The 18,170-nt window shown below is 52.9% G+C and carries 18 protein-coding genes, 1 pseudogene and 1 riboswitch; of the genes and pseudogenes, 16 read left to right on the forward strand and 3 right to left on the reverse strand.

Annotated elements, in window-relative coordinates; genetic code table 11:
• Positions 1 to 1,173 (reverse strand): NAD(P)/FAD-dependent oxidoreductase, encoded by a 1,173-nt coding sequence (locus M655_RS03940; RefSeq protein ID WP_026558053.1) that lies wholly within the window; start codon positions 1,171 to 1,173, stop codon positions 1 to 3.
• A 225-nt stretch (positions 1,174 to 1,398) separates the two neighbouring features.
• On the opposite strand from M655_RS03940, the gene M655_RS03945 reads away from it, so the two are divergent.
• Positions 1,399 to 2,139 carry a GNAT family N-acetyltransferase gene (locus M655_RS03945; RefSeq protein WP_025847298.1) on the forward strand — a complete coding sequence of 247 codons (741 nt, stop codon included), beginning with the start codon at positions 1,399 to 1,401 and terminating at the stop codon, positions 2,137 to 2,139.
• A 189-nt stretch (positions 2,140 to 2,328) separates the two neighbouring features.
• Entirely contained in the window at positions 2,329 to 2,634 is a 306-nt protein-coding gene (locus M655_RS03950; protein WP_035423163.1) for a hypothetical protein, read from the forward strand.
• A gap of 269 nt (positions 2,635 to 2,903) precedes the next feature.
• Here the strand turns inward: M655_RS03950 and M655_RS03955 are convergent, their stop codons facing one another.
• The gene (locus tag M655_RS03955; protein WP_005834529.1) at positions 2,904 to 3,779 is read right to left on the reverse strand and encodes a dimethylarginine dimethylaminohydrolase family protein; all 876 of its coding nucleotides are present in this window, start codon (positions 3,777 to 3,779) and stop codon (positions 2,904 to 2,906) included.
• A 202-nt stretch (positions 3,780 to 3,981) separates the two neighbouring features.
• On the opposite strand from M655_RS03955, the gene M655_RS03960 reads away from it, so the two are divergent.
• The 4 genes from M655_RS03960 to M655_RS03975 all read left to right on the forward strand — a co-directional run bounded on the left by M655_RS03960 (position 3,982) and on the right by M655_RS03975 (position 6,427).
• Positions 3,982 to 4,716 (forward strand): IclR family transcriptional regulator, encoded by a 735-nt coding sequence (locus M655_RS03960; RefSeq protein ID WP_026558051.1) that lies wholly within the window; start codon positions 3,982 to 3,984, stop codon positions 4,714 to 4,716.
• Between the two features lie 208 nt (positions 4,717 to 4,924).
• A complete protein-coding gene (locus tag M655_RS03965; RefSeq protein ID WP_025844702.1) occupies positions 4,925 to 5,647 on the forward strand; it encodes a DUF421 domain-containing protein in 723 nt (240 codons plus the stop codon).
• Positions 5,648 to 5,804: 157 nt separating this feature from the next.
• Complete coding sequence (locus M655_RS03970) at positions 5,805 to 5,999, forward strand: hypothetical protein (protein ID WP_026558049.1); 195 nt, start codon at positions 5,805 to 5,807, stop codon at positions 5,997 to 5,999.
• On the forward strand, positions 5,993 to 6,427 hold the full coding sequence (locus tag M655_RS03975; protein WP_353505618.1) for a GNAT family N-acetyltransferase: 435 nt from the start codon (positions 5,993 to 5,995) through the stop codon (positions 6,425 to 6,427). The genes M655_RS03970 and M655_RS03975 overlap by 7 nt, the downstream gene beginning before the upstream one ends.
• 20 nt (positions 6,428 to 6,447) lie before the next feature.
• On the opposite strand, the gene M655_RS03980 is transcribed toward M655_RS03975, so the two are convergent.
• Positions 6,448 to 7,704 carry an ATP-binding protein gene (locus tag M655_RS03980; RefSeq protein WP_007785991.1) on the reverse strand — a complete coding sequence of 419 codons (1,257 nt, stop codon included), beginning with the start codon at positions 7,702 to 7,704 and terminating at the stop codon, positions 6,448 to 6,450.
• Between the two features lie 202 nt (positions 7,705 to 7,906).
• A riboswitch (SAM riboswitch) is annotated at positions 7,907 to 8,027 on the forward strand.
• A 117-nt stretch (positions 8,028 to 8,144) separates the two neighbouring features.
• Between M655_RS03980 and M655_RS03985 the strand changes: the two genes are divergently transcribed.
• The 10 genes and pseudogenes from M655_RS03985 (at position 8,145) to M655_RS04030 (ending at position 18,024) form a co-directional block, all read left to right on the forward strand.
• Positions 8,145 to 9,167, forward strand: a complete 1,023-nt coding sequence (locus tag M655_RS03985) for a sugar ABC transporter substrate-binding protein (RefSeq protein ID WP_007785993.1) — start codon at positions 8,145 to 8,147, stop codon at positions 9,165 to 9,167.
• 77 nt (positions 9,168 to 9,244) lie between these two features.
• The gene (locus M655_RS03990) at positions 9,245 to 10,735 is read left to right on the forward strand and encodes a sugar ABC transporter ATP-binding protein (protein WP_005834541.1); all 1,491 of its coding nucleotides are present in this window, start codon (positions 9,245 to 9,247) and stop codon (positions 10,733 to 10,735) included.
• A gap of 1 nt (position 10,736) precedes the next feature.
• A complete protein-coding gene (locus M655_RS03995; RefSeq protein WP_007785996.1) occupies positions 10,737 to 11,735 on the forward strand; it encodes an ABC transporter permease in 999 nt (332 codons plus the stop codon).
• A 981-nt stretch (positions 11,736 to 12,716) separates the two neighbouring features.
• On the forward strand, positions 12,717 to 13,526 hold the full coding sequence (locus tag M655_RS04000; protein ID WP_007785999.1) for an alpha/beta fold hydrolase: 810 nt from the start codon (positions 12,717 to 12,719) through the stop codon (positions 13,524 to 13,526).
• 116 nt (positions 13,527 to 13,642) lie between these two features.
• Positions 13,643 to 14,386, forward strand: a complete 744-nt coding sequence (gene map / locus M655_RS04005) for a type I methionyl aminopeptidase (protein ID WP_025844712.1) — start codon at positions 13,643 to 13,645, stop codon at positions 14,384 to 14,386.
• Between the two features lie 195 nt (positions 14,387 to 14,581).
• Positions 14,582 to 15,139: a DNA-3-methyladenine glycosylase I gene (locus tag M655_RS04010; RefSeq protein WP_005834549.1), complete on the forward strand. Its 558-nt coding sequence runs from the start codon at positions 14,582 to 14,584 to the stop codon at positions 15,137 to 15,139.
• Positions 15,140 to 15,172: 33 nt separating this feature from the next.
• Complete coding sequence (locus M655_RS04015) at positions 15,173 to 15,649, forward strand: DinB family protein (protein WP_005834550.1); 477 nt, start codon at positions 15,173 to 15,175, stop codon at positions 15,647 to 15,649.
• 773 nt (positions 15,650 to 16,422) lie between these two features.
• The gene (locus tag M655_RS04020) at positions 16,423 to 16,653 is read left to right on the forward strand and encodes a hypothetical protein (protein WP_005834553.1); all 231 of its coding nucleotides are present in this window, start codon (positions 16,423 to 16,425) and stop codon (positions 16,651 to 16,653) included.
• Positions 16,650 to 16,856 (forward strand): hypothetical protein, encoded by a 207-nt coding sequence (locus M655_RS04025; RefSeq protein ID WP_005834554.1) that lies wholly within the window; start codon positions 16,650 to 16,652, stop codon positions 16,854 to 16,856. The genes M655_RS04020 and M655_RS04025 overlap by 4 nt, the downstream gene beginning before the upstream one ends.
• A gap of 209 nt (positions 16,857 to 17,065) precedes the next feature.
• Positions 17,066 to 18,024: pseudogene (locus M655_RS04030) on the forward strand (IS30 family transposase).
• Positions 18,025 to 18,170 lie beyond the last annotated feature (146 nt).

Consider the following 18,170-nt stretch of genomic DNA (forward strand, 5'->3'; position numbering starts at 1 on the left):
TTATTTTATCATGCTGGCGATATTCCACGTGAACTGGCGCAGCTTCCAGCCGAGCTTTCCGGTCAAAATGATGTCCAGCCCCCATTTGCGCGTCCAGACCATAGCTCGCTCCGGCCCCAATCCGACGCAGAAAAAATCCATGTAGCCCTGATGCGCGGGAGCCGCCGTGCCTTGCAAATCAGCCAGCACGACTTTGCCGAGGCGGACGGCTTGCCCTGTCGCTTCCTTGCAGGTCATCCGGTCGGCCTGGCCGCTCGCGGGGTCAACGATGCGGGCGCAATCGCCAATACTGTAGACGCCGGGAGCACCAGCCACCCGGTAGGACTGATCGACGACCAACTGCCCGTGCGCAGTGAGCGGCAGACCCATCTGGCGCAGCGCAGGGTTTGGCAACAGGCCGAGCGACCAGACGCACAGGCCGACGGAGAGGGTGCGGCCCGTGGACAGGTGCAACTGGCCGCCGCGCTCGCGAATCGCTTTTGTCCCGTGCAAAACCGTGACGCCTGCTTCTGTTAAAGCCTGCTCCAGCTTGTGCGCCATTTTTGCCGAGCCTTCTGTAAAAAGCCGGCTTTGTGCGTTTAGTAAATACACCTTGACCTCGGCGGGAGCAATCCCGTGGGTTTGCGCTTCCCGGCGCATGGCAAAAGCCAGCTCGGCAGCCGTTTCGATGCCGCTGATGCCCGCTCCTGCCACGGCGAGCGTCAACAGGCGCTGTCTTTCCGCCGGGCTGTTTTCCCGTGCGGCCAGCCGCATGTTGTGCTGCCAGGTGGTGCGGATCGTCTCGGCAGCCGCGACGCCAGTCAAGGCGATGCCGCCCTGCTCCGGCTCCACCTGCCGGACGACACTGCCCACAGCCAGCACGAGCACGTCATAGGCCAGCGCCTGCTCTTTTCCGGTTGTATCTGCATAGGTGAGCGTTTTCGCGCCTCCATCTACGGACAAGACTGTGCCTTGCAAGCAGTCCACGCCTTCGGGGAAGAGGCTTTTCAGCGGAATGGCGATATCGGTTTTGGCGGCGGCCGGTTTGAACAGCAGCACCTTGCGCAGATGGCAAGGTTCTTTGTCGATCAGGATCAGGTGCACGGGACGTCCTTTCAGTGTGTCCTGGATCGCTTTTACCGCATGGATTCCCGCGTAGCCGCCCCCGACGACCACCACTGTTAGTTCTTGCATGAAAATCAGCTCCTTGTGGCGAGTTGACCATAGAACGAGGCGGAGTGATTTTTTGTGACGCGAGGTGGTCGGTTTTTTGGGCGAAAAGGCTCTGGCGCGGAAATAGTTTGTGTCTCAATCAAGTTTTGATAGAATGAAAGAGTTGTGGAAAGGTTTTCCTATCTGTTAGCAGGCAGGGGCCTTTTCCGATAGAGAGATAGCGACTTTTTTGGGAGGATGGATAGAATGGCATACAAAGTGTACACACAAGCAGAACGTCCTGATTTGAACGATCAGATGGCCGACGTGATCGCAGCCAGTTGGTCTACCTTCATGCTGCATGACGAAGTGGCCGACCAGCATTACGATCGGCTGGAAGAGTGGTTCGCTTCCTTTCAATACTTGCTGACAGATGAAAACGACAAAGTCATGGCGGTGGGCAATTCCATTCCTTTTTACTGGGACGGTACCCTGGACGGCATGCCAAAAGGCTGGGACGACGTATTCCTGCGCGGAATCGAAGGCTACGCCAAAGGGCAGAAGCCAAACACACTGTCGGCTCTCTCGATTTCGATCGACCCTAAATATCGCGGACTTGGCCTCAGCCGCCAGATGGTGACGGCGATGAAGGACATCGCGAAGCAAAACGGCCTGGACTACATGGTGGCGCCTGTGCGTCCGTCGCTCAAGCACAAATATCCGCTGATCCCGATGGAAAACTACCTCGAATGGAAAACAGCGGACGGCGCTCCTTTCGACCCGTGGGTGCGCACGCACTGGAAGATGGGCGCGAAAATCATGAAAGTGGCTGGGGAATCCATGTTCATCAGGGGCAGCCTGGCGAATTGGGAAGAGTGGACAGGGATGAAATTCCCCGAGTCCGGCACGTACATTATTCCGGATGCGCTCGTTCCGGTGCGCATCGAAGTGGAAAAGGACGAGGTCGTGTACGTGGAACCGAATGTGTGGATGCAGCATTTTCTGTAAAAGCCAGTGTGCATAGCTGGAAGCTGTTGTTTTCTTAGATGAGAAGAGCCGTTATTTGTGCGGCTCTTCTTTTGCATTCTACGATTTGTCTGAAAAGAATGATAAAATTCACTCGACAAATGGAAAAAGACTTTCTACACTGGTTCCGGCAAGGTAAATAATGGCGACATCTTTTATGCCGACTTGGGGATGAACTACAATCCGGAACTGGCATATGCTCATCCGGTTGTTGTATTGGAAGAAGTGGGAGCTCTCGTGAGGACGATTAGTAAAGGTCGGTTATTAGATAAAAAAGGAGGATTGCATGACATTTCAAATCCCCGCTCCTTATTTGTTGAGATAAAAACGAAGTGCTTTGAGATTTGTTTTCCAAAGCAATACATTAATCAATTAAAGTTGGAAAAACAGGTCGAAGATTTGACGGATGATAAAAAACGGTTAGAAAAGCAGATAGAGGATCTTCAGAAAGAATTGATTGAGTTGAGGGCAAAGTAAACTCAATCGACATCAAAAAAAGGGAATTGACTAGATAGTTTGCTAGAGGTAAGCTAATATCAAGGCGAAAGGCCGATAGTATTAATGATAAGCCGTAAGGGCGAGCATATGAACCAGTTTGAAGAAAAGGGCAGCTCAAGAAGAGCTGCTCTTTTCTTCGACGTGCTTCCAAAGATGGAAAAGAGCAAGCCATGTACGAAGTGGTGAAGACTGGTCGGCCCACTCAAGACAAAATGCCACTGTCCACGTGGCTTTTTGTCTGTAGGAAGCTACACACGCTCCACCGGAGAAGTCAGGCAAGTCGGGCCGCCCGTGCCTTTGTAGGAGATTTCTTCGCCTTCGTATTCGTACACGGTAGCGCCTGCTTTTTCCAGCCGCTCCTTCGTGACCGGATTGCCCGCCACGACCATGCACACGCGCGGGGCGAGCGCGAGGACGTTGCTGCCGAGGTTTTCGTATTCGCGATCGGGCACTTCGATCAGTTCGATGCCTCTGTCGACGAGCAGTTGGCGGAAAAACACAGGCATCAGCTTGGAGTAGACGACAGCGAGATCGTGGTCGACGAGGCTGATAATCGACATCAGATGCAGGCACTCGGCCGGGCCGCGGTCATATGGCAGCGGTACGACGATGACTTCTTCCGTGAAGTCCTTGACCATCTCCTTAATCTGGGCGATCGCCGCCTGATTGGTGCGGAAGCCAAGCCCGATCGCCAACGTTTTTTCATCCAGCCAGACGAGGTCGCCGCCGTCTGCCTGCGCATCGCCTGTCAGTTGTCCCAGGATCGGGATGTTGTTTGCTTGCAAAAACTCCTTGTACACTTCCGCTTCGCCTTGGCGCAGCTCTTTGCCGGATTTGAGGATGATCGCGCCTTTGGACGTGAACTTTACCGGATCATGGGCGTAGAGGGAGTCGAGCCCGGTTTTGTCCGATTGCGGGAGGTACAGCACGTTGGCTACGTGCTCGCGGAGGATCGCTTCAAATTTTTCGTACTCCTGCAAAGCTTTGTCCCAGTCAGGGCAGTCTGTATAGTGAAAAGTTTTCCAGGATGCGTCGAGATGGGCCTGGCTGATAAACGCTTCGCGGGGATGCTTGATGATGACGGTTTTCAGCTTTTTGACCATGGATTGGCTGCCTTGGAACATGGTTGCCTCCTTTTATTCCACATTGTAGAATATTGTTCATATTTCGAAAATTTATTTTCAGTGTACACATTCTGATTTTGCACTGTCAATCGTTATTCCGGGCTTGCAGCGGCTATCGCAGGAAGTTTTTTGCGATTCACAAAATTACGGCAAATCATGTAAGATGAGGTAGACGAGACATGAGGAAAAAGGGGAAATGACTGTGATTCAATCGTTTGATCGGGCGATGGCGATTGCGACGGCACTTGCGTCGGACGAGCATAGAAAGTGGTGGACCATCAACGATTTGGCGAAAGAATGTCAGCTCCCGGTGAGTACGATCTACCGCTTGTTGTACACGCTGATGAAGCACGGGCTGGTGGAGCAGGATGCAGCTACCAAGCAGTACACACTGGGGATCAAATGGATGGAGTTCGGCCTGCGCGTGCTCGACCGGATTGATTACCGCAAAGTCATCAAGCCGATGATCGAGGAGCTTGCCAGAGAGGTGGAAGAAAGCGTTTACTTCAGCCAGCCGAGCGGCCTGGAGTCGATTGTGATCGATCGCGTGGACAGCCAGCACAACATTCGCATCTACGACCAGCTTGGTTTGCGCATCCCGATGCACATCGGCGCGGCAAACAAGGTTGTTTTGGCGCACATGCCGGCAGAAGAAGCGCGGCAAATCGTGTTGCAGCTCGTCGGCGAGGAGGAGACGCCCGCTTTCATGGAAAAGCTGGCCGAAATCCGCAAAGTCGGCTATGCCGTCAGCTTCGCGGAACGGACGGAAAATACGGCTTCGGTCGCGGCACCTGTTTTTGATTACACGCAAAAAGTAATCGGCGCTTTGAGCATCGGCATCGTCACCTTCGATCTGAAAGAAGAGCGGTTGAATTATTTGATCGAGCGCGTGAAGGACGTCGCCTGCAAAACGTCGCAGCGGCTGGGGAGGATGTAGCTTTGCGATGTCTATATGCTGGAAATTTTTCTGCTATATGAAAAATATGGTCGAAAGCTCCTGGCGAGACTGTCAGCCCGAATGATCGGGGGCAGTCTTTTTGGGGCCAGTGACGGTTTGTGCTTTACGGGCAAAGCTTTTCGCATAATTACTGCCAAAACTTTACATAGTAACAGGAGGAAACGGTTGGGGCAGGAGGCGTTTTTGCGTGGAACTGTTCAGTGAGAGCTTGATTGTAGTCGGGCGTGTATTTACGATTTTGCCGCTGCTGTTGATCGTGACGCTGTTCATGGGAAAGCGTTCGATTGGCGAGCTGCCTGTCTTTGATTTCATGATTATCATCACGCTAGGCTCCGTGACCGGGGCCGATATTGCCGAGCCGAATGTCCACCACATTCCCATTGCGGTAGCGATTGTGGCGCTCGGGGTGCTGCAACGCGTCGTGTCCCAGTGGTCGATTGTGTCCAGGCGCTTCGGCAAAATGGTCACGTTTGAGCCAACGGTCGTTTTTTACAACGGAGAGTTTCTCGTCCCTCAACTGAAAAAGATACGCTATTCGCTCGATAACGTACTGCAAATGCTGCGGGAAAAAGACATTTTTGACCTGTCGGAGATTGAGATGGCGATCATCGAGGCCAATGGCCGGCTGACTGTCCTGAAAAAATCTGCGCAGCAGCCAGTGACGAGACAAGACCTGCAAATCCGGACTGCCTCGACGGGCCTCTCCCTGCCTGTGATCGTCGAAGGGAAAATATGTAAAGAGGCGCTGAAGTACCGCGAACGGGACGAAGGCTGGCTTTTGCAGGAGCTGAAAAAAAGCGGCGTCGCCATCGAGCAGGTTTTTCTCGCCACATTGAATCGGCAAAACGACTTGCTGTTTTTTGAGAAACATCCGGACAATCCGCAGCGGGTTCCGCCCGTTCAGCATTGAGAGGAAGGCAGACAGCATGCAGCGTACAGGCGCGCCAGGCTATCCCATTCAAGGAAGCCTGTAGTTTGCCGATTTCGTTTATTAAAAAATATTTTATCAATTAAAAATAATTTTAGAAGATAAGTGTGGTTGTCATCTCAATTAGGGAGGAATGACCATGCTTGTTTTCAAGGCGATGGAGCAATGTTCGGTGGCGGAGGCCGTTTTGGCCTACAACAGAGGGTTTTCCGGCTATTTTTTCGACCAGTCCAAAACGCCGGACACGCTTATCTGGAAAATGGGGAAGGAGGAACTTTCGCCTGCGCATTCGCTGGTTGCGTTTGTAATGGCGAGCCGGCCGGAATCGTGCTGAACGGGATATGGAACAGAGGCGGGCGAAAAATCGGCTGGAACGGAGGGACAGGGGTGGCGCCGAAGCACAGGCGCAGCGGAGTCGGGCAAGCGTTGATCGAAGCGACGTTGCAGATTTACCGCGAGCAGGGCGTGGAGCTTGCGGCGCTGGTCGCCATCTCGAGAACGTGCAGGCGGGCGGCTACGCGCTGTACAGGCGGATTTTTGATGAACAGGGAAGGCAAACGACTGCCTTGCTGTTTCAGTGTGAAGCCAGTCCCGGACGAGCAGACCGGGAGGCGATTGTCGCAAGCGCACTGGCCCATGTGTTTGCTCCGCTGGACCAGGAGCTTCATCGCCTCACCGTCAATTTGCCCGTCGCAAATGAGGCAACCACCCGAATTTTGCAAAGTGCGGGCTTTTCCACGCTGGCCGAGCAGGTTTTCATGACCAGGCCACTCGCCTAGCTGCTACTGCGGCTGATGGTACGGAAACGTAATCGTGAACTTGGTGCCGACCTTCGGCTTGCTCGACACGCTCACAGAACCGCCAAACGTGTGAATGACGTGATAGGAATAAGTCAGGCCGAGTCCGGTCCCGCTCGTTTTGGTAGAAAAATAGATCGTGCCAAGTCGTCTGATCTGGCCCTCGTCCATCCCGATGCCGTTGTCCTTGATGACGAGCAGGGCGTTGTTTTTTTCGATGAACAACGACAGGGAGACTTTCCCTTTGGCCGTCTCCGCGCATGCCTCGATGGCGTTTTTGATAAAGTTGACCAGCACCTGCTTGAACTCGTCGGGATTGGCCATGATCGTGACGGGCTTTTCATAAGCTTGCAGCTCCAACTCGACGTTGTTCATGTTGGCAAACGGCAGCATGACCTCGCGGACGACATGGAGCTGCTCGCATACGTCGATCAGCTCGGTGCGCTCCTTGAGCGGCTTGGACAGCGCCAGGTACTCCGTCAAAATCGCTTCCGTGCGCTGAATCTCGTCCATGCTGATGCGAATGTACTGATCGGTTTTCGCAATGTTTCCCGGGTCCTCCTGGATCAGGCGCAAAAATCCTTTGACGGCCGTGAGCGGGTTTCGCACCTCGTGCGCCAGTGAAGCGGCGACGTGGCTCATCGTCTCGATTTTTTCGTTTTGGGCATGGCGAATGAACAATTCCTTGTCTGATACGCATTTGCTAAATAACGACATCAACAGCCAGATGCCGACAAAATTTTGAACGGGAATCACAAGCACATGATAGGGAAGCTGATGGGATACATAGGTGGGAAAATTGAAATAGGTCAACCCCAAATCTATCAGGGAAAAAAGCGCACCCGTCAAAAGAGTAAACAGTGTTTTCCGATAACTGGCTTTGTAGCGTTGATATATCAGGAGGGAGATTGCAAACGTGGCGGCCATTACGAGCATGGCGACCCAGGTGCCTTCGCCGCCCAGATAAAAGCGGTACAGCGCTGATTCGATCAGCACGATCAAGGCGATTCGTACTCCGCCGTAGATCAGAGCGAAAAAGACGATGACGTGCCTGATGTCGAAAATGATTCCTTCGTTGACGCTCGAAGCGAAGGTCATCGCCAGAAACATGCAGACAGAGCTGGTTACGAGAATAAAGCAACGGCTATAGTTACGCATCCGGTCGCGGTAATAGATGTTGAACAAAACAAACGGTGTCAAGGCAAAAAACATTTGCAAGATTAGTTCTTTTAGTAGACTCATTAGACATCCCCATCGCAAATTTGCATGGCTTTTGCTTCAATCTACAAGGTTTCGACAAGACCTTACATAATTCCTCCAAAATTTGGACATCGAGTTGGGATTATTTTGGAGGACAAAAGCTTCAAAAACCTAGTTGACAGATGGGTAAAACAAGGATTATAGTCTGTATATATTAATACAAACGTTGCGAAAATAAAAACTACTCTTATCCAGAGAAGGCTGAGGGAATGGCCCTATGATGCCCGGCAACCTAGCTGGCAAGATCACCGTCTTGCGAGCCAAGGTGCTAACTCCAACAGGTAGCGATACCTGACAGATAAGAGGCGCGAATCTTGTCGATCAAGCCTCTTTCATCTGTTGAAAGAGGCTTTTCCTATTGGAAGGTCGTCGCCTCCTCAGCTTGAAGCTCAGCAGGAAGAAAGAAAAAGGGGGATTTTTCGATGAAAAAGAAACTGGGTCTTGTCACATCAATCGTACTGGCTGCGTCGCTGGCCTTGACCGCTTGCGGCGGGGGAGCGGACACCCAAAATCAGGCGGGAAGCGGCGCTTCCGGCGGCGAGAAGGCGAAGCGCATTGCCTTGATTATGCGCCAAAACGTCGGCACGTTTTCTGCCCAATACATTAACGGCGTGAAGCAGGAAGTCGAGAAAAACGGCGGCGAGCTGACCGTATTCAACGCAGATACCGATTTGTCGAAAATGGCCTCCAACCTCGATGCTGCGGTGAACCAAAATTTTGACGGCATCCTGATTGACCACGGTACGGCGGAAGCGCTGCAGCAAGGCACGCAAAAAGCGGTCGACAAAAAGATCCCGGTTGTGCTGTTCGACACCGATATCAAGCTGCCGGGCGTCCCTGTCGTCGAGCAAGATGACAACAAGCTGGCCGAGTTGAGCCTGGAAAAGCTGGCTGCCGATACGGGCGGCAAAGGCAACATCGTGAAAATTTGGGTAGCGGGCTTTGCGCCGATGGAAAAGCGCCAGGTAACGTATGAAGCATTCCTGAAAAAATACCCGGATATCAAGGAAATCGCCGCGTTTGGCTCGGCAACGAACAACACCGCGCTGGATACGCAAGCGCAGATGGAAGCGATTTTGAAAAAGTATCCGAACAAAGGCGACATTACAGCCGTATGGGCATCGTGGGATGAATTTGCCAAAGGGGCAACCCGTGCGATCCAGCAAGCAGGACGCACCGAGATCAAGGTGTACGGCATCGACCTGAGCGACGAAGACTTGCAACTGATCCAGGAGCCAAACTCTCCTTGGGTCGCGACAGCAGCGGTAGATCCGTCGAATATCGGACGCATTCACGCGCAGACCGTTTTCCAAAAAATGAAAGGCGAGCAAGTGCCAGACAGCGTGAAGCTGAATCCGGTGCTGGTCAAACAGGAAGACTTGCCAAAGGATAAAAAAGTAACGATGGGCGATCTGTCCCAATACGTACAAGAGTGGGGCAAGTAAGCAAATAGAGCTGGTTGGTTTGGCTATTCCCGTTGCTTTTGTCAACGGGAATCTTGTTTATTTAGGGGGTGCGAAAAGTGTCCAGCTTGCAGATGAAAGGGATTGTGAAGCAGTTTTCCGGCGTGCCTGCGTTGCGCTCCGTCGATTTTGAAGTCAAGGCTGGCGAGGTGCACGCGCTGCTCGGAGCGAACGGAGCGGGAAAAAGCACGCTGATGAAAATTCTTACAGGTGCGTATCAGCCGGATGGCGGCAGCATCGCGATTGACGGCAAGGACGTCTCGATCCAATCGCCGCAGGATGCGAAAGCGTTGGGCATCCAGTGCGTCTACCAGGAAGTCGATACGGCGCTGATCCCGTATTTGAGCGTGACGGAAAACATTTTGCTCGACCAGATCGTGTCCAAAAGCAGCAAGGGACTCATGAACTGGCAAGGGCTGCACAAGGAAGCGGAGAGCATTTTGCAAAGCTTCGGCTTTTCCATCCCTGTGCGCATGCTCGTCGAGGAATGTACGCTGTCCGAAAAGCAACTGATCTTGATTGCCCGCGCGACCGTGCAAAAAGCGAAGTACGTCATTTTTGACGAACCGACAGCCCCGTTGAGCACGAAGGAGAGCGAGCGGCTGTTTCTCATTATCGACCAGTTGAAAAAAGCAGGCGTCGGGATCATCTACATTTCCCATCGGCTGCCGGAAATTTTCGAAATCTGCGACCGGATCACGGTCATGCGCGACGGTCAACTGATTGCCACGAGCGAGACGGCCGCTACTACGATGGATGAAGTCATCGGGAACATGCTGGGCAAAAGCTTCGAGGAAGAGTTCCCGAAAGTGGAGCTGCCGATTGGCGAAGTGATCCTGGAAGCGGCCGGAGTGGCTGGCGGCAAGGTGCGCGGTGCGGATGTGAGCGTTCGCGAGGGCGAGATCGTAGGCGTCGTAGGACTTGTCGGGGCAGGGAAGACGGAGCTGGCCCGGCTGCTGTTCGGAGCGGATGCGGCCGAAGCTGGCGAGATCAGGCTGAAAGGCAAGGCGGTACGCCTGCGCTCGCCAAAGGAAGCCGTGGATGCAGGGATCGTCCTCGTCCCGGAGGAGCGGCGAAAAGAAGGCATTTTTGTCGAGGAGTCGGTGAAAAACAATTTGTCTGTCTCGACTTTGTGGAAATGGTCGCGCCTCGGGTTTGTCCGCAGGGGAGTCGAGGCGGGGCAAGCGCGGGAGCTGGTGCAGCGGCTGGGTGTGAAGACAGCGGACATCGGCCAGCTCGTCGGCCACCTCAGCGGGGGGAACCAGCAAAAGGTCGCAATCGGCAAATGGCTCGATACGGATGCGCAAATTTTCATGTTTGACGAACCGACCAAAGGCGTGGACATCGGCGCGAAAAGCGATATTTACCGCCTGATCGGAAAGCTGGCGGAGCAGCGCAAGGGCGTTTTGTACTTTTCCTGCGAGTTTGCGGAGGTGCTGGGCATCGCGGACCGGATTCTGGTCATGTTCGAAGGGAAAATCGTCCGGGAGCTGAGCCGGGCGGAAGCGACGCAGGAGCGGATTATGTATTATGCAAGCGGAGGTGAGTAACGTGGAAGGTAAAAAATTCAGCCTGTTTGATTTTATTTACAAATACGGAACGGTTGCGGTTATTGTTATCGTTATGCTGTTATTCAGTTTGACCAACCCGTATTTTTTTACGTATGACAACATTACGGACATTTTGCGCTCGATCTCGATCGTGACGTTTGTCGCCATCGGCGTTACGTTTTCCTTGATTGTCGGGGGCTTTGACCTGTCTGTCGGTTCGACGGTGTCGCTGACTACCGTCGTCTCGGCCTCGATGATGGTCTGGTACGAGCAGGGCGTGTTCGCCACACTGGTCGTTCCGATTGCGCTCAGCCTGATCGTCGGGCTGGTCAACGCGTTTCTGGTCGTCAAAATCCGGATTCCCGACCTGCTGGCGACGCTCGCGATGCTCTACATCGTCAACGGGCTGCACATGACGTATTCCAAAGGCTACTCGATCTACGCCAACATGCCGATGGAAGACGGTTCGATGGCTCCGGGGAAATTCCAGGAGTGGTTTTTGTGGCTTGGCCAAGGCAAAATTTTCTCGCTGCCTGTGCCAGTTATCCTGACCTTTTTGCTGGTCGCGGTCACGCACATCTACCTGACCTACACCAGACAAGGACGGATGCTGTACATGACGGGCGGCAATCTGGAAGCCGCGCGCTTGTCAGGCATTCCGGTCAATCGCTACCGCACGCTCGCCTACGTGTTATCCGCGCTGTTTGCCGGCTTGGGCGGGATGCTCTTGGCGGCGCGGATCGGGACAGGCCAGGTGAGCAGCGGCGGCTCGATGCTGATGGATGCAGTGGCAGCGGCGTTTGTCGGCTTCTCTGTATTCGGCGCGGGCAAGCCGAATGTGTTCGGGACGTTCGTCGGCGCAATCCTGATCGGGGTGCTGCTCAACGGCATGACGATGCTCAACCTGCCGTACTACGCCTACGATATTATCAAAGGGACGGTATTGGCGCTGGCGTTGGCTGTGACGTATTACCAGCTTCGGCGGAAAAGAAAAGCGTAGAGGTGTTTGCGTTCGCGCGTGCAAGGCAGGTCGTCAGGGAGAAGCTGGCGGCCTGTTTTTGTTGGGCAGAAGAAGAGTGGGTACGATTCTTATCAGTGTACGTGCAGCATGGCGAGGCTGCGAAGGCGAGGAAAGCAAGAGTTGTGCCTTTTTGGGACGGAGGTTTTTTTTCGATTGCTTGGCGACTTGGTGCAGTCAAGGTAGTTTAGGTTAGTTTAGGCGAGAATGTGGTTTTTATTGCGAGCCGTGGGATCAAGGCGGACTGGCTGCTTGGAAAACGGTTGATCGTCGCGGTAGTGGTGAGAGGAAACAGGAGAAAGCGCTACAGGTACTTGGGCCTCTAGCGGGGGAGCGGAGGCTGGGTAGGAGTCCCAAAGACCTTCGCTGCTTTCTCCTGTTTCCTCTACGAGCTGTTTCTGTCGTTCGGGGGTGATTTTGGGTTGTAGATCAGGAAGCAAAGTGCTTAAGACAAGGAAGCGGTTTTTCTAAAAGCATGCATGTTGTATCGTCAGGGAGGCTAGCATTAATAGCTCTCAAGAAAGACGACAATCCCACCGCAAGCTTTCTTTTTTGTAGTGTCTTTTTCCCCGGAGCCGGGCAGTGATACCCCCAGCAGGGAGCCCAAGAAGTTACAGCGATTTCGTCTCTTTTCTCGCCACACCAAAAGCGCCGATAAAGGAGCTTTAAAAACCCAACCAACCCCACAGCATCATGTTCGGCTCATCACGCCACTACACTGCAAACAATTTTTTATAGTTCCAATCCATTTTTGTAACAGATAAGAATGGATAAGACTCTTATCAAAGCATAAGTGCAGCAACATAACGAGACTTCGAACGAAACGATAGAGCAAGACTGATGCCCGCTAGGTACGTGAAGGCTTCGCCATTGGCTCGGCGCAGCCAAGTTTTCTCATGCAAGAAAATGGTAATAGTTTCACACAGAACATCCCTCCGCTATAATACCTCTGGGGGGATATAAGTGATTCATTATAAGACGTACATACGCGGTGAGGGTTATGAATGGGTGACCTTCGTCCACGGCGCGGGCGGCAGCTCATCCATCTGGTATAAACAGATCAAAGCTTACAAAGAACATTTTAATATTCTCCTCGTCGATTTGCGCGGTCATGGCAGGTCGAAGCAGCATCTGGGGAAGCGGCGGCCGAAATACACGTTCGAGGACGTGAGCCGCGACATTATCGAGGTGATGAAGCACGAGAACATCGCTTCCAGCCATTTTGTCGCGGTTTCGCTCGGGACGATCATCGTGCAGATCATAGCAGAGCTGGAGCCGCACAAAATACGCTCGATGGTTTTGGCGGGAGCCGTGACCCGGCTGAATTTGCGTTCGCAGGTGCTGATTGCGCTCGGCAATCTCGTCAAGCACATCGTGCCGTACATGTGGCTGTACAAACTGTTTGCCTGGGTCATCATGCCGCGGGCGCGCCATCGCGAATCCCGGTCGTTATTTGTCAGAGAAGCGCAAAAGCTTTGTCAAAAAGAGTTCAAGCGCTGGTTTTCGCTGACGCACGGCATCAATGCGTTTTTATGCAGCCTGCTGGCGAAGGAGCCTCCGATTCCGGCCCTGTTTGTGATGGGCGACGAAGACTACATGTTTTTGCCCGCGGTTCAAGCGTGTGTGAGTCAGAGACAGTATGCGCAGTTGCGCCTTTTGATGAACTGCGGCCACGTGGTCAATGTCGATCAGCCGGAAGAGTTTAACCGGATTTCGATCGGATTTATCCGCGAGCAGACGGGGGATGGACGGTACGAGGTAAGCCCCGCTTAGCTTGTGCGTTTGGCTGCCAGGCTTTGCGTTTGCGATTTGAACAGAAATGTGTTCCAATAAATGGAGCGGGTTCGGATTTGGTTTTGGCATACATTTTCAGCGAAGGAGGACACGGCATGTCGATTCAAAATGAACACGACTTGCTCGCTTTGCAGCGGATCGGGAGAATTGTGGCAGAAGCTAGAGAAGCGATGCTGAAGGCCGTCCGGGCGGGCATCACGACAAAAGAGCTGGATCGTATCGGCGGCGATATTTTGGCGAAGTACGGTGCGCGCTCGGCTCCACAGGTGACGTACGACTTCCCCGGGCAGACGTGCATCAGCGTGAATCACGTTGTGGCGCACGGGATTCCCGACGGAACCGTGTTGAAGGAAGGCGATGTCGTCAACGTCGACGTCTCCGCAGAGCTGGACGGTTATTTTGCCGATACAGGCGCTTCGGTTGTCGTGGGACAGGGAGAGCCAGTGAAGCAGGCGCTGTGCAAATGCGCAGAGGAATCGCTGTACAAGGCGCTGGATTCGGCCAAGGCTGGCTCCAAGTTGAGCCAGATCGGGCGCATCGTCCACAATGAAGCGAAGGCAAAAGGATTTACGGTCGTCAAAAATCTCACAGGCCACGGCATCGGCAAAAGCTTGCACGAGGAGCCGGCGCACGTCCTCAACTACTACGACAAATGGGACAAACGGCTGCTTACGGACGGGCTGGTGCTCGCTGTCGAAACGTTTATTTCCACTGGAACGGAGTATGTGAAGGATGGGGCAGACGGCTGGGCTTGGGTGACGCCGGACAGAAGCTACGTCGCCCAGTACGAGCACACCGTCGTCATAACGCGCGGCAAGCCGATTATTTTGACGGCTTAATCTTTTTTTTTTCGCGTTTTTGCGCGCGGTGTTTTTGCGATCGTGAAAAAAGAGAGAGGCCCTATTGCGCTGATAGGGTCTTTTTGTTGTGCGAGAAAAGTTGCGAGAATGGGCAAGAATAACTTGCAGAACAGCCAAAGATTGTATATTCTCTATATAAGAATACATGTTCGTATTTACGGGAGGTCTTTTCCGATGAATCGATGTGGCTGGGTGAATCAGGACCCGTTGTATTTGGATTATCACGACCGGGAGTGGGGCGTGCCTGTCTACGATGACCGGCTGCTCTTTGAATATTTGAATCTGGAGGGCGCGCAGGCGGGGCTGAGCTGGTACACGATCCTGAAAAAGCGGGAGAACTACCGCCGGGCTTTTGACAACTTTGAAGCGGAAAAGATCGTGCAGTACGACGAGGAAAAGATCGAACAGCTTTTGCAGGATGAGGGCATCGTGCGGAACAAGCTGAAAATCAGAGGCGTCGTCAAAAACGCTCACGCCTATCTCAAAGTCGTGGAGGAGTTCGGCTCCTTTTCCAGCTACATCTGGTCGTTCGTCGGCGGCAAGCCGATCCACAACCACTTTCAGGAGCTTAGGGACGTACCTGCCTCCACCGAAATCAGCGACAAGATGAGCAAGGATTTGAAAAAGCGCGGCTTCACGTTTGTCGGTTCGACGATCTGCTACGCGTTCATGCAGGCAGTAGGCATGGTGAACGACCACGTGGCGACGTGCGATCTGTATCAAAAAGACTAATCAGGCTGGAACAGGGAGAGAGGGGGAAGCGACATGAACGCGAACGATCTGCTGATTCTGAATTTCGAGGAAGTCAGACGCCGAAGCATCAAAGTATGGCGGGCGATTCCAGACGACAGGCTGAACTGGAAGCCCGACGACAAAGCGTTTACCTGCGCACAAATGATTCGGCATGTCATCGAGGGCGAATTTTTGTATCACCAGATTTTGATTCAGCGAGGCAGCGCCGCTCTGTCTGCTCTCCCGAATCCGTATGAAACCAAGCCGTTCACGACCGTCGAGGAAGATTTGGCGTTTGCGCAGCCGTACCGGGAACAGTTTCTCGCCTTTGTCAAAGGGCTGGACAAAAGCGACCTGGAGAGCATTCGCATCGACCGCTCCGATGTCGGGTACGTCAGAACACTAGGGGACATGCTGCTGCGGATCGCCTATCACGAGTCCGTCCATACCGGCCAGCTTCTCGATTATATGAGAACGATGGGTGTCAAGCGGCCGAACATTTGGGACTGATCTGATGAACGCCCACGAGGAAATTCGATAAGAGCCAAGAGCCAGGACCTTTGCCAGATTGGGGAGGGGCTGGCTTTTGGTGTTTTTTGGTAAGGGGGGTGTTCTCGCTTTTGCCCAAACTTTCGCCCAGCCTCTCGCGCAAGTCTGTGCCCAGCCCTTAGCCTCGGCCTTGTTCGGCTTCTTGTCTAAACTTCGTGTAGCTTCTCGTCCAAACATTGTCCAGCCCTTAGCCCCGACTTTTTCAGCTTCTCGTCTCGGCCCTCACCGAGCTACTTGCCCCGGCCTTCGCCCAAGCCCTTCCCTAGCCTCACGCCCACCCTCACGCCTTAGCCCCAACCTTCCTACCGACTGTTAGAAGTACATTTCAAGAAATCCGTCAACCGACAGCAGATGGAAATGTTCTGGAGTATGAGAACGGTGTACTTTTTAGGCAGCAAGGCGAATTGTAATGAAATTGTCGGGTCTACCCACAAGCGCGATTCTGTTCAGGCAGAACGCGCTTTTTTGTACAGATAAAAATGGAGAAGGTTCCTTGTCCAGCACAGGCGCAGAGCCGATACTCTGCCAAAAGCTTGGCAACTACGTTTTCTAATCAAGAAAATGTACATTTTTGTTCGGCAAAATTAGCTGGAAAAAATGATTGGAAATAACTTGAACTTTCGAGTTTTGTATGAGATACTTGTACTACAAAACAGAACAAACGTTCCTATTAATCCTGCTGGGGAAGCGAAGCAGTCCTGATTTAAACACGGAACCAGAGAAGGAGTGAGTATATGCAAAAGCAACCAGCCCGGTTTACAGGCCGCCGCGAAAACGAATCGTCTGGCAGCGTTCTGCCAAAGGCGCAGCGAGGGAGACGCCAGGCGGTACTCACTGTCCTCGGCTTTTTGCTCCCCGCCAAGGAGAGTCTCGCCTTTTATGGCAGAAGAGCTGGGGCGGCAAGCATTCGAGGCAAGAAAGCAATGATGCCGAAAGAAACTCAGCATGGAGCGAGCGGCCGATGATGTCGATGGACTATGTACAGGTGCTCGCTGCTGTTGTCTGTTTTCTCGTCTTGGTCGTCGCCTTCAAGCACGTCGACCTGCAAATTCGCATCAACAACATTTTGGATCTGCAACTGAAGGCGAACAAGGAAAAAGAAAAAGAGGCAGAGTCGATCGAGAAAAAAAGCGATCCGCCTGCCACTGACGAAAAGCCGTGCGAATAAGAGAAAAAATGGGGGAAGGGGATTTTCTCGCAAATGATAAACGCAGCATTGATTGGAGCCGCTGCCCTGTTGATTGGCGTTATCATCGGGCAGATCATTTTATCGGACAGATTGTAATATCAAGTGCGACACCTAGATAAAAAAACGGCCCATGATTGATTCGTGTAAAATGAAGTCACGACAACACCATTTACACAGGAGAATCAATCATGAGTTATACACATCTTAGCATAACAGAGCGTAGTGAGCTAGCACTCCTTCATCGGTTGGGTTGGTCTGCCCGCGCCATTGCCAGAGAACTCAAACGGCATCATGCTACCATTGCCCGTGAGTTAAAACGGGGTTGTAAGGCAGGGGAATATCAGGCAGAAGCCGCGCAAGAGGTTTACGAGAAACGTCGCGAACGGTCTGTTCCCAGAGGCAAGCGGACTCCTGAACGTGAGCATTACATTGCCAGTAAGCTGGCGCAGACCTGGTCTCCCGAGCAGATTGCCGGACGGATGAGTCAGGAATGCCCCGAACAGAAAGTGTCGTTTAAAACGATGTATCGCTGGCTGTATCAGGGCTTTTGGTTAAAGGAGATACCACCGTTCTGCGCCACAAAGGGAAACGCCGGAGACCAATCGAAACACGTGGTCGTTTCAACGTAGGAAAGTCCATTCGGCAGCGACCCAAGGAAGTACGAAAGCGTGAGAGCTTTGGTCATTGGGAACGGGATACGGTTGTTTCCAGCCGTGGAAAAAGTAAGGCGTGTGTCGCGACGTTCGCTGAGCGCAAGACACGCTTTTACCTTGCCGTAAAGATGCCTGATCGTACCTCGGCTTCCATGGAAAAGGCCTTTGGTTTCGTTGCTGAGTCGTTACCGAAAGGATCGTTTCAAACAGCTACCGTTGACCGTGGCAAAGAGTTTGCCTGTTACGAACGGCTGGAGTCAGCACATGGCGTAAACATTTACTTTGCCGATCCCTACTCTTCCTGGCAAAGGGGCACGAACGAGAACGCAAATGGCCTTCTGCGAGAATTTTTTCCCAAAGGCAAGGATTTTGCCGAAGTCTCCGAGGAGGAACTGATTCAGGCCTTGGAGCTCATTAACAATCGGCCAAGAAAATGTCTGGGTTGGAAGACCGCTTACGAATCATTCATGGAAGCTCTGTCGCACTTGTCTTGACAATTCGTCATGGGAGAATGACCTGGCAAAAAAGCCGGAGCAGGCTGTTCAGGCAGTCGAGGCATACAGGCATTTCTGGACGGCGATGTACTCGCTGGCGCTCGCTTTTCTTGAGTTAACGGAGCAGCTCATGCTAGAGATGGCGA

It is taken from the genome of Brevibacillus sp. NSP2.1, from assembly GCF_000470975.2.
In the GTDB taxonomy this organism is placed as follows: Bacteria; Bacillota; Bacilli; order Brevibacillales; family Brevibacillaceae; genus Brevibacillus; species Brevibacillus agri.

Bases quoted from the DNA above. Each gene is read 5' to 3' on its own strand.
- M655_RS03945 (WP_025847298.1), top strand. From the start codon at position 1,399: ATGGCATACAAAGTGTACACACAAGCAGAACGTCCTGATTTGAACGAT.
- M655_RS03985 (WP_007785993.1), top strand. From the start codon at position 8,145: ATGAAAAAGAAACTGGGTCTTGTCACATCAATCGTACTGGCTGCGTCG.
- M655_RS03955 (WP_005834529.1), bottom strand. From the start codon at position 3,779: ATGTTCCAAGGCAGCCAATCCATGGTCAAAAAGCTGAAAACCGTCATC.
- M655_RS03980 (WP_007785991.1), bottom strand. From the start codon at position 7,704: ATGAGTCTACTAAAAGAACTAATCTTGCAAATGTTTTTTGCCTTGACA.
- M655_RS03940 (WP_026558053.1), bottom strand. From the start codon at position 1,173: ATGCAAGAACTAACAGTGGTGGTCGTCGGGGGCGGCTACGCGGGAATC.
- map (WP_025844712.1), top strand. From the start codon at position 13,643: ATGTCGATTCAAAATGAACACGACTTGCTCGCTTTGCAGCGGATCGGG.
- M655_RS03950 (WP_035423163.1), top strand. From the start codon at position 2,329: ATGAACTACAATCCGGAACTGGCATATGCTCATCCGGTTGTTGTATTG.
- M655_RS03970 (WP_026558049.1), top strand. From the start codon at position 5,805: ATGCTTGTTTTCAAGGCGATGGAGCAATGTTCGGTGGCGGAGGCCGTT.
- M655_RS04015 (WP_005834550.1), top strand. From the start codon at position 15,173: ATGAACGCGAACGATCTGCTGATTCTGAATTTCGAGGAAGTCAGACGC.
- M655_RS04020 (WP_005834553.1), top strand. From the start codon at position 16,423: ATGCAAAAGCAACCAGCCCGGTTTACAGGCCGCCGCGAAAACGAATCG.
- M655_RS04025 (WP_005834554.1), top strand. From the start codon at position 16,650: ATGATGTCGATGGACTATGTACAGGTGCTCGCTGCTGTTGTCTGTTTT.
- M655_RS04010 (WP_005834549.1), top strand. From the start codon at position 14,582: ATGAATCGATGTGGCTGGGTGAATCAGGACCCGTTGTATTTGGATTAT.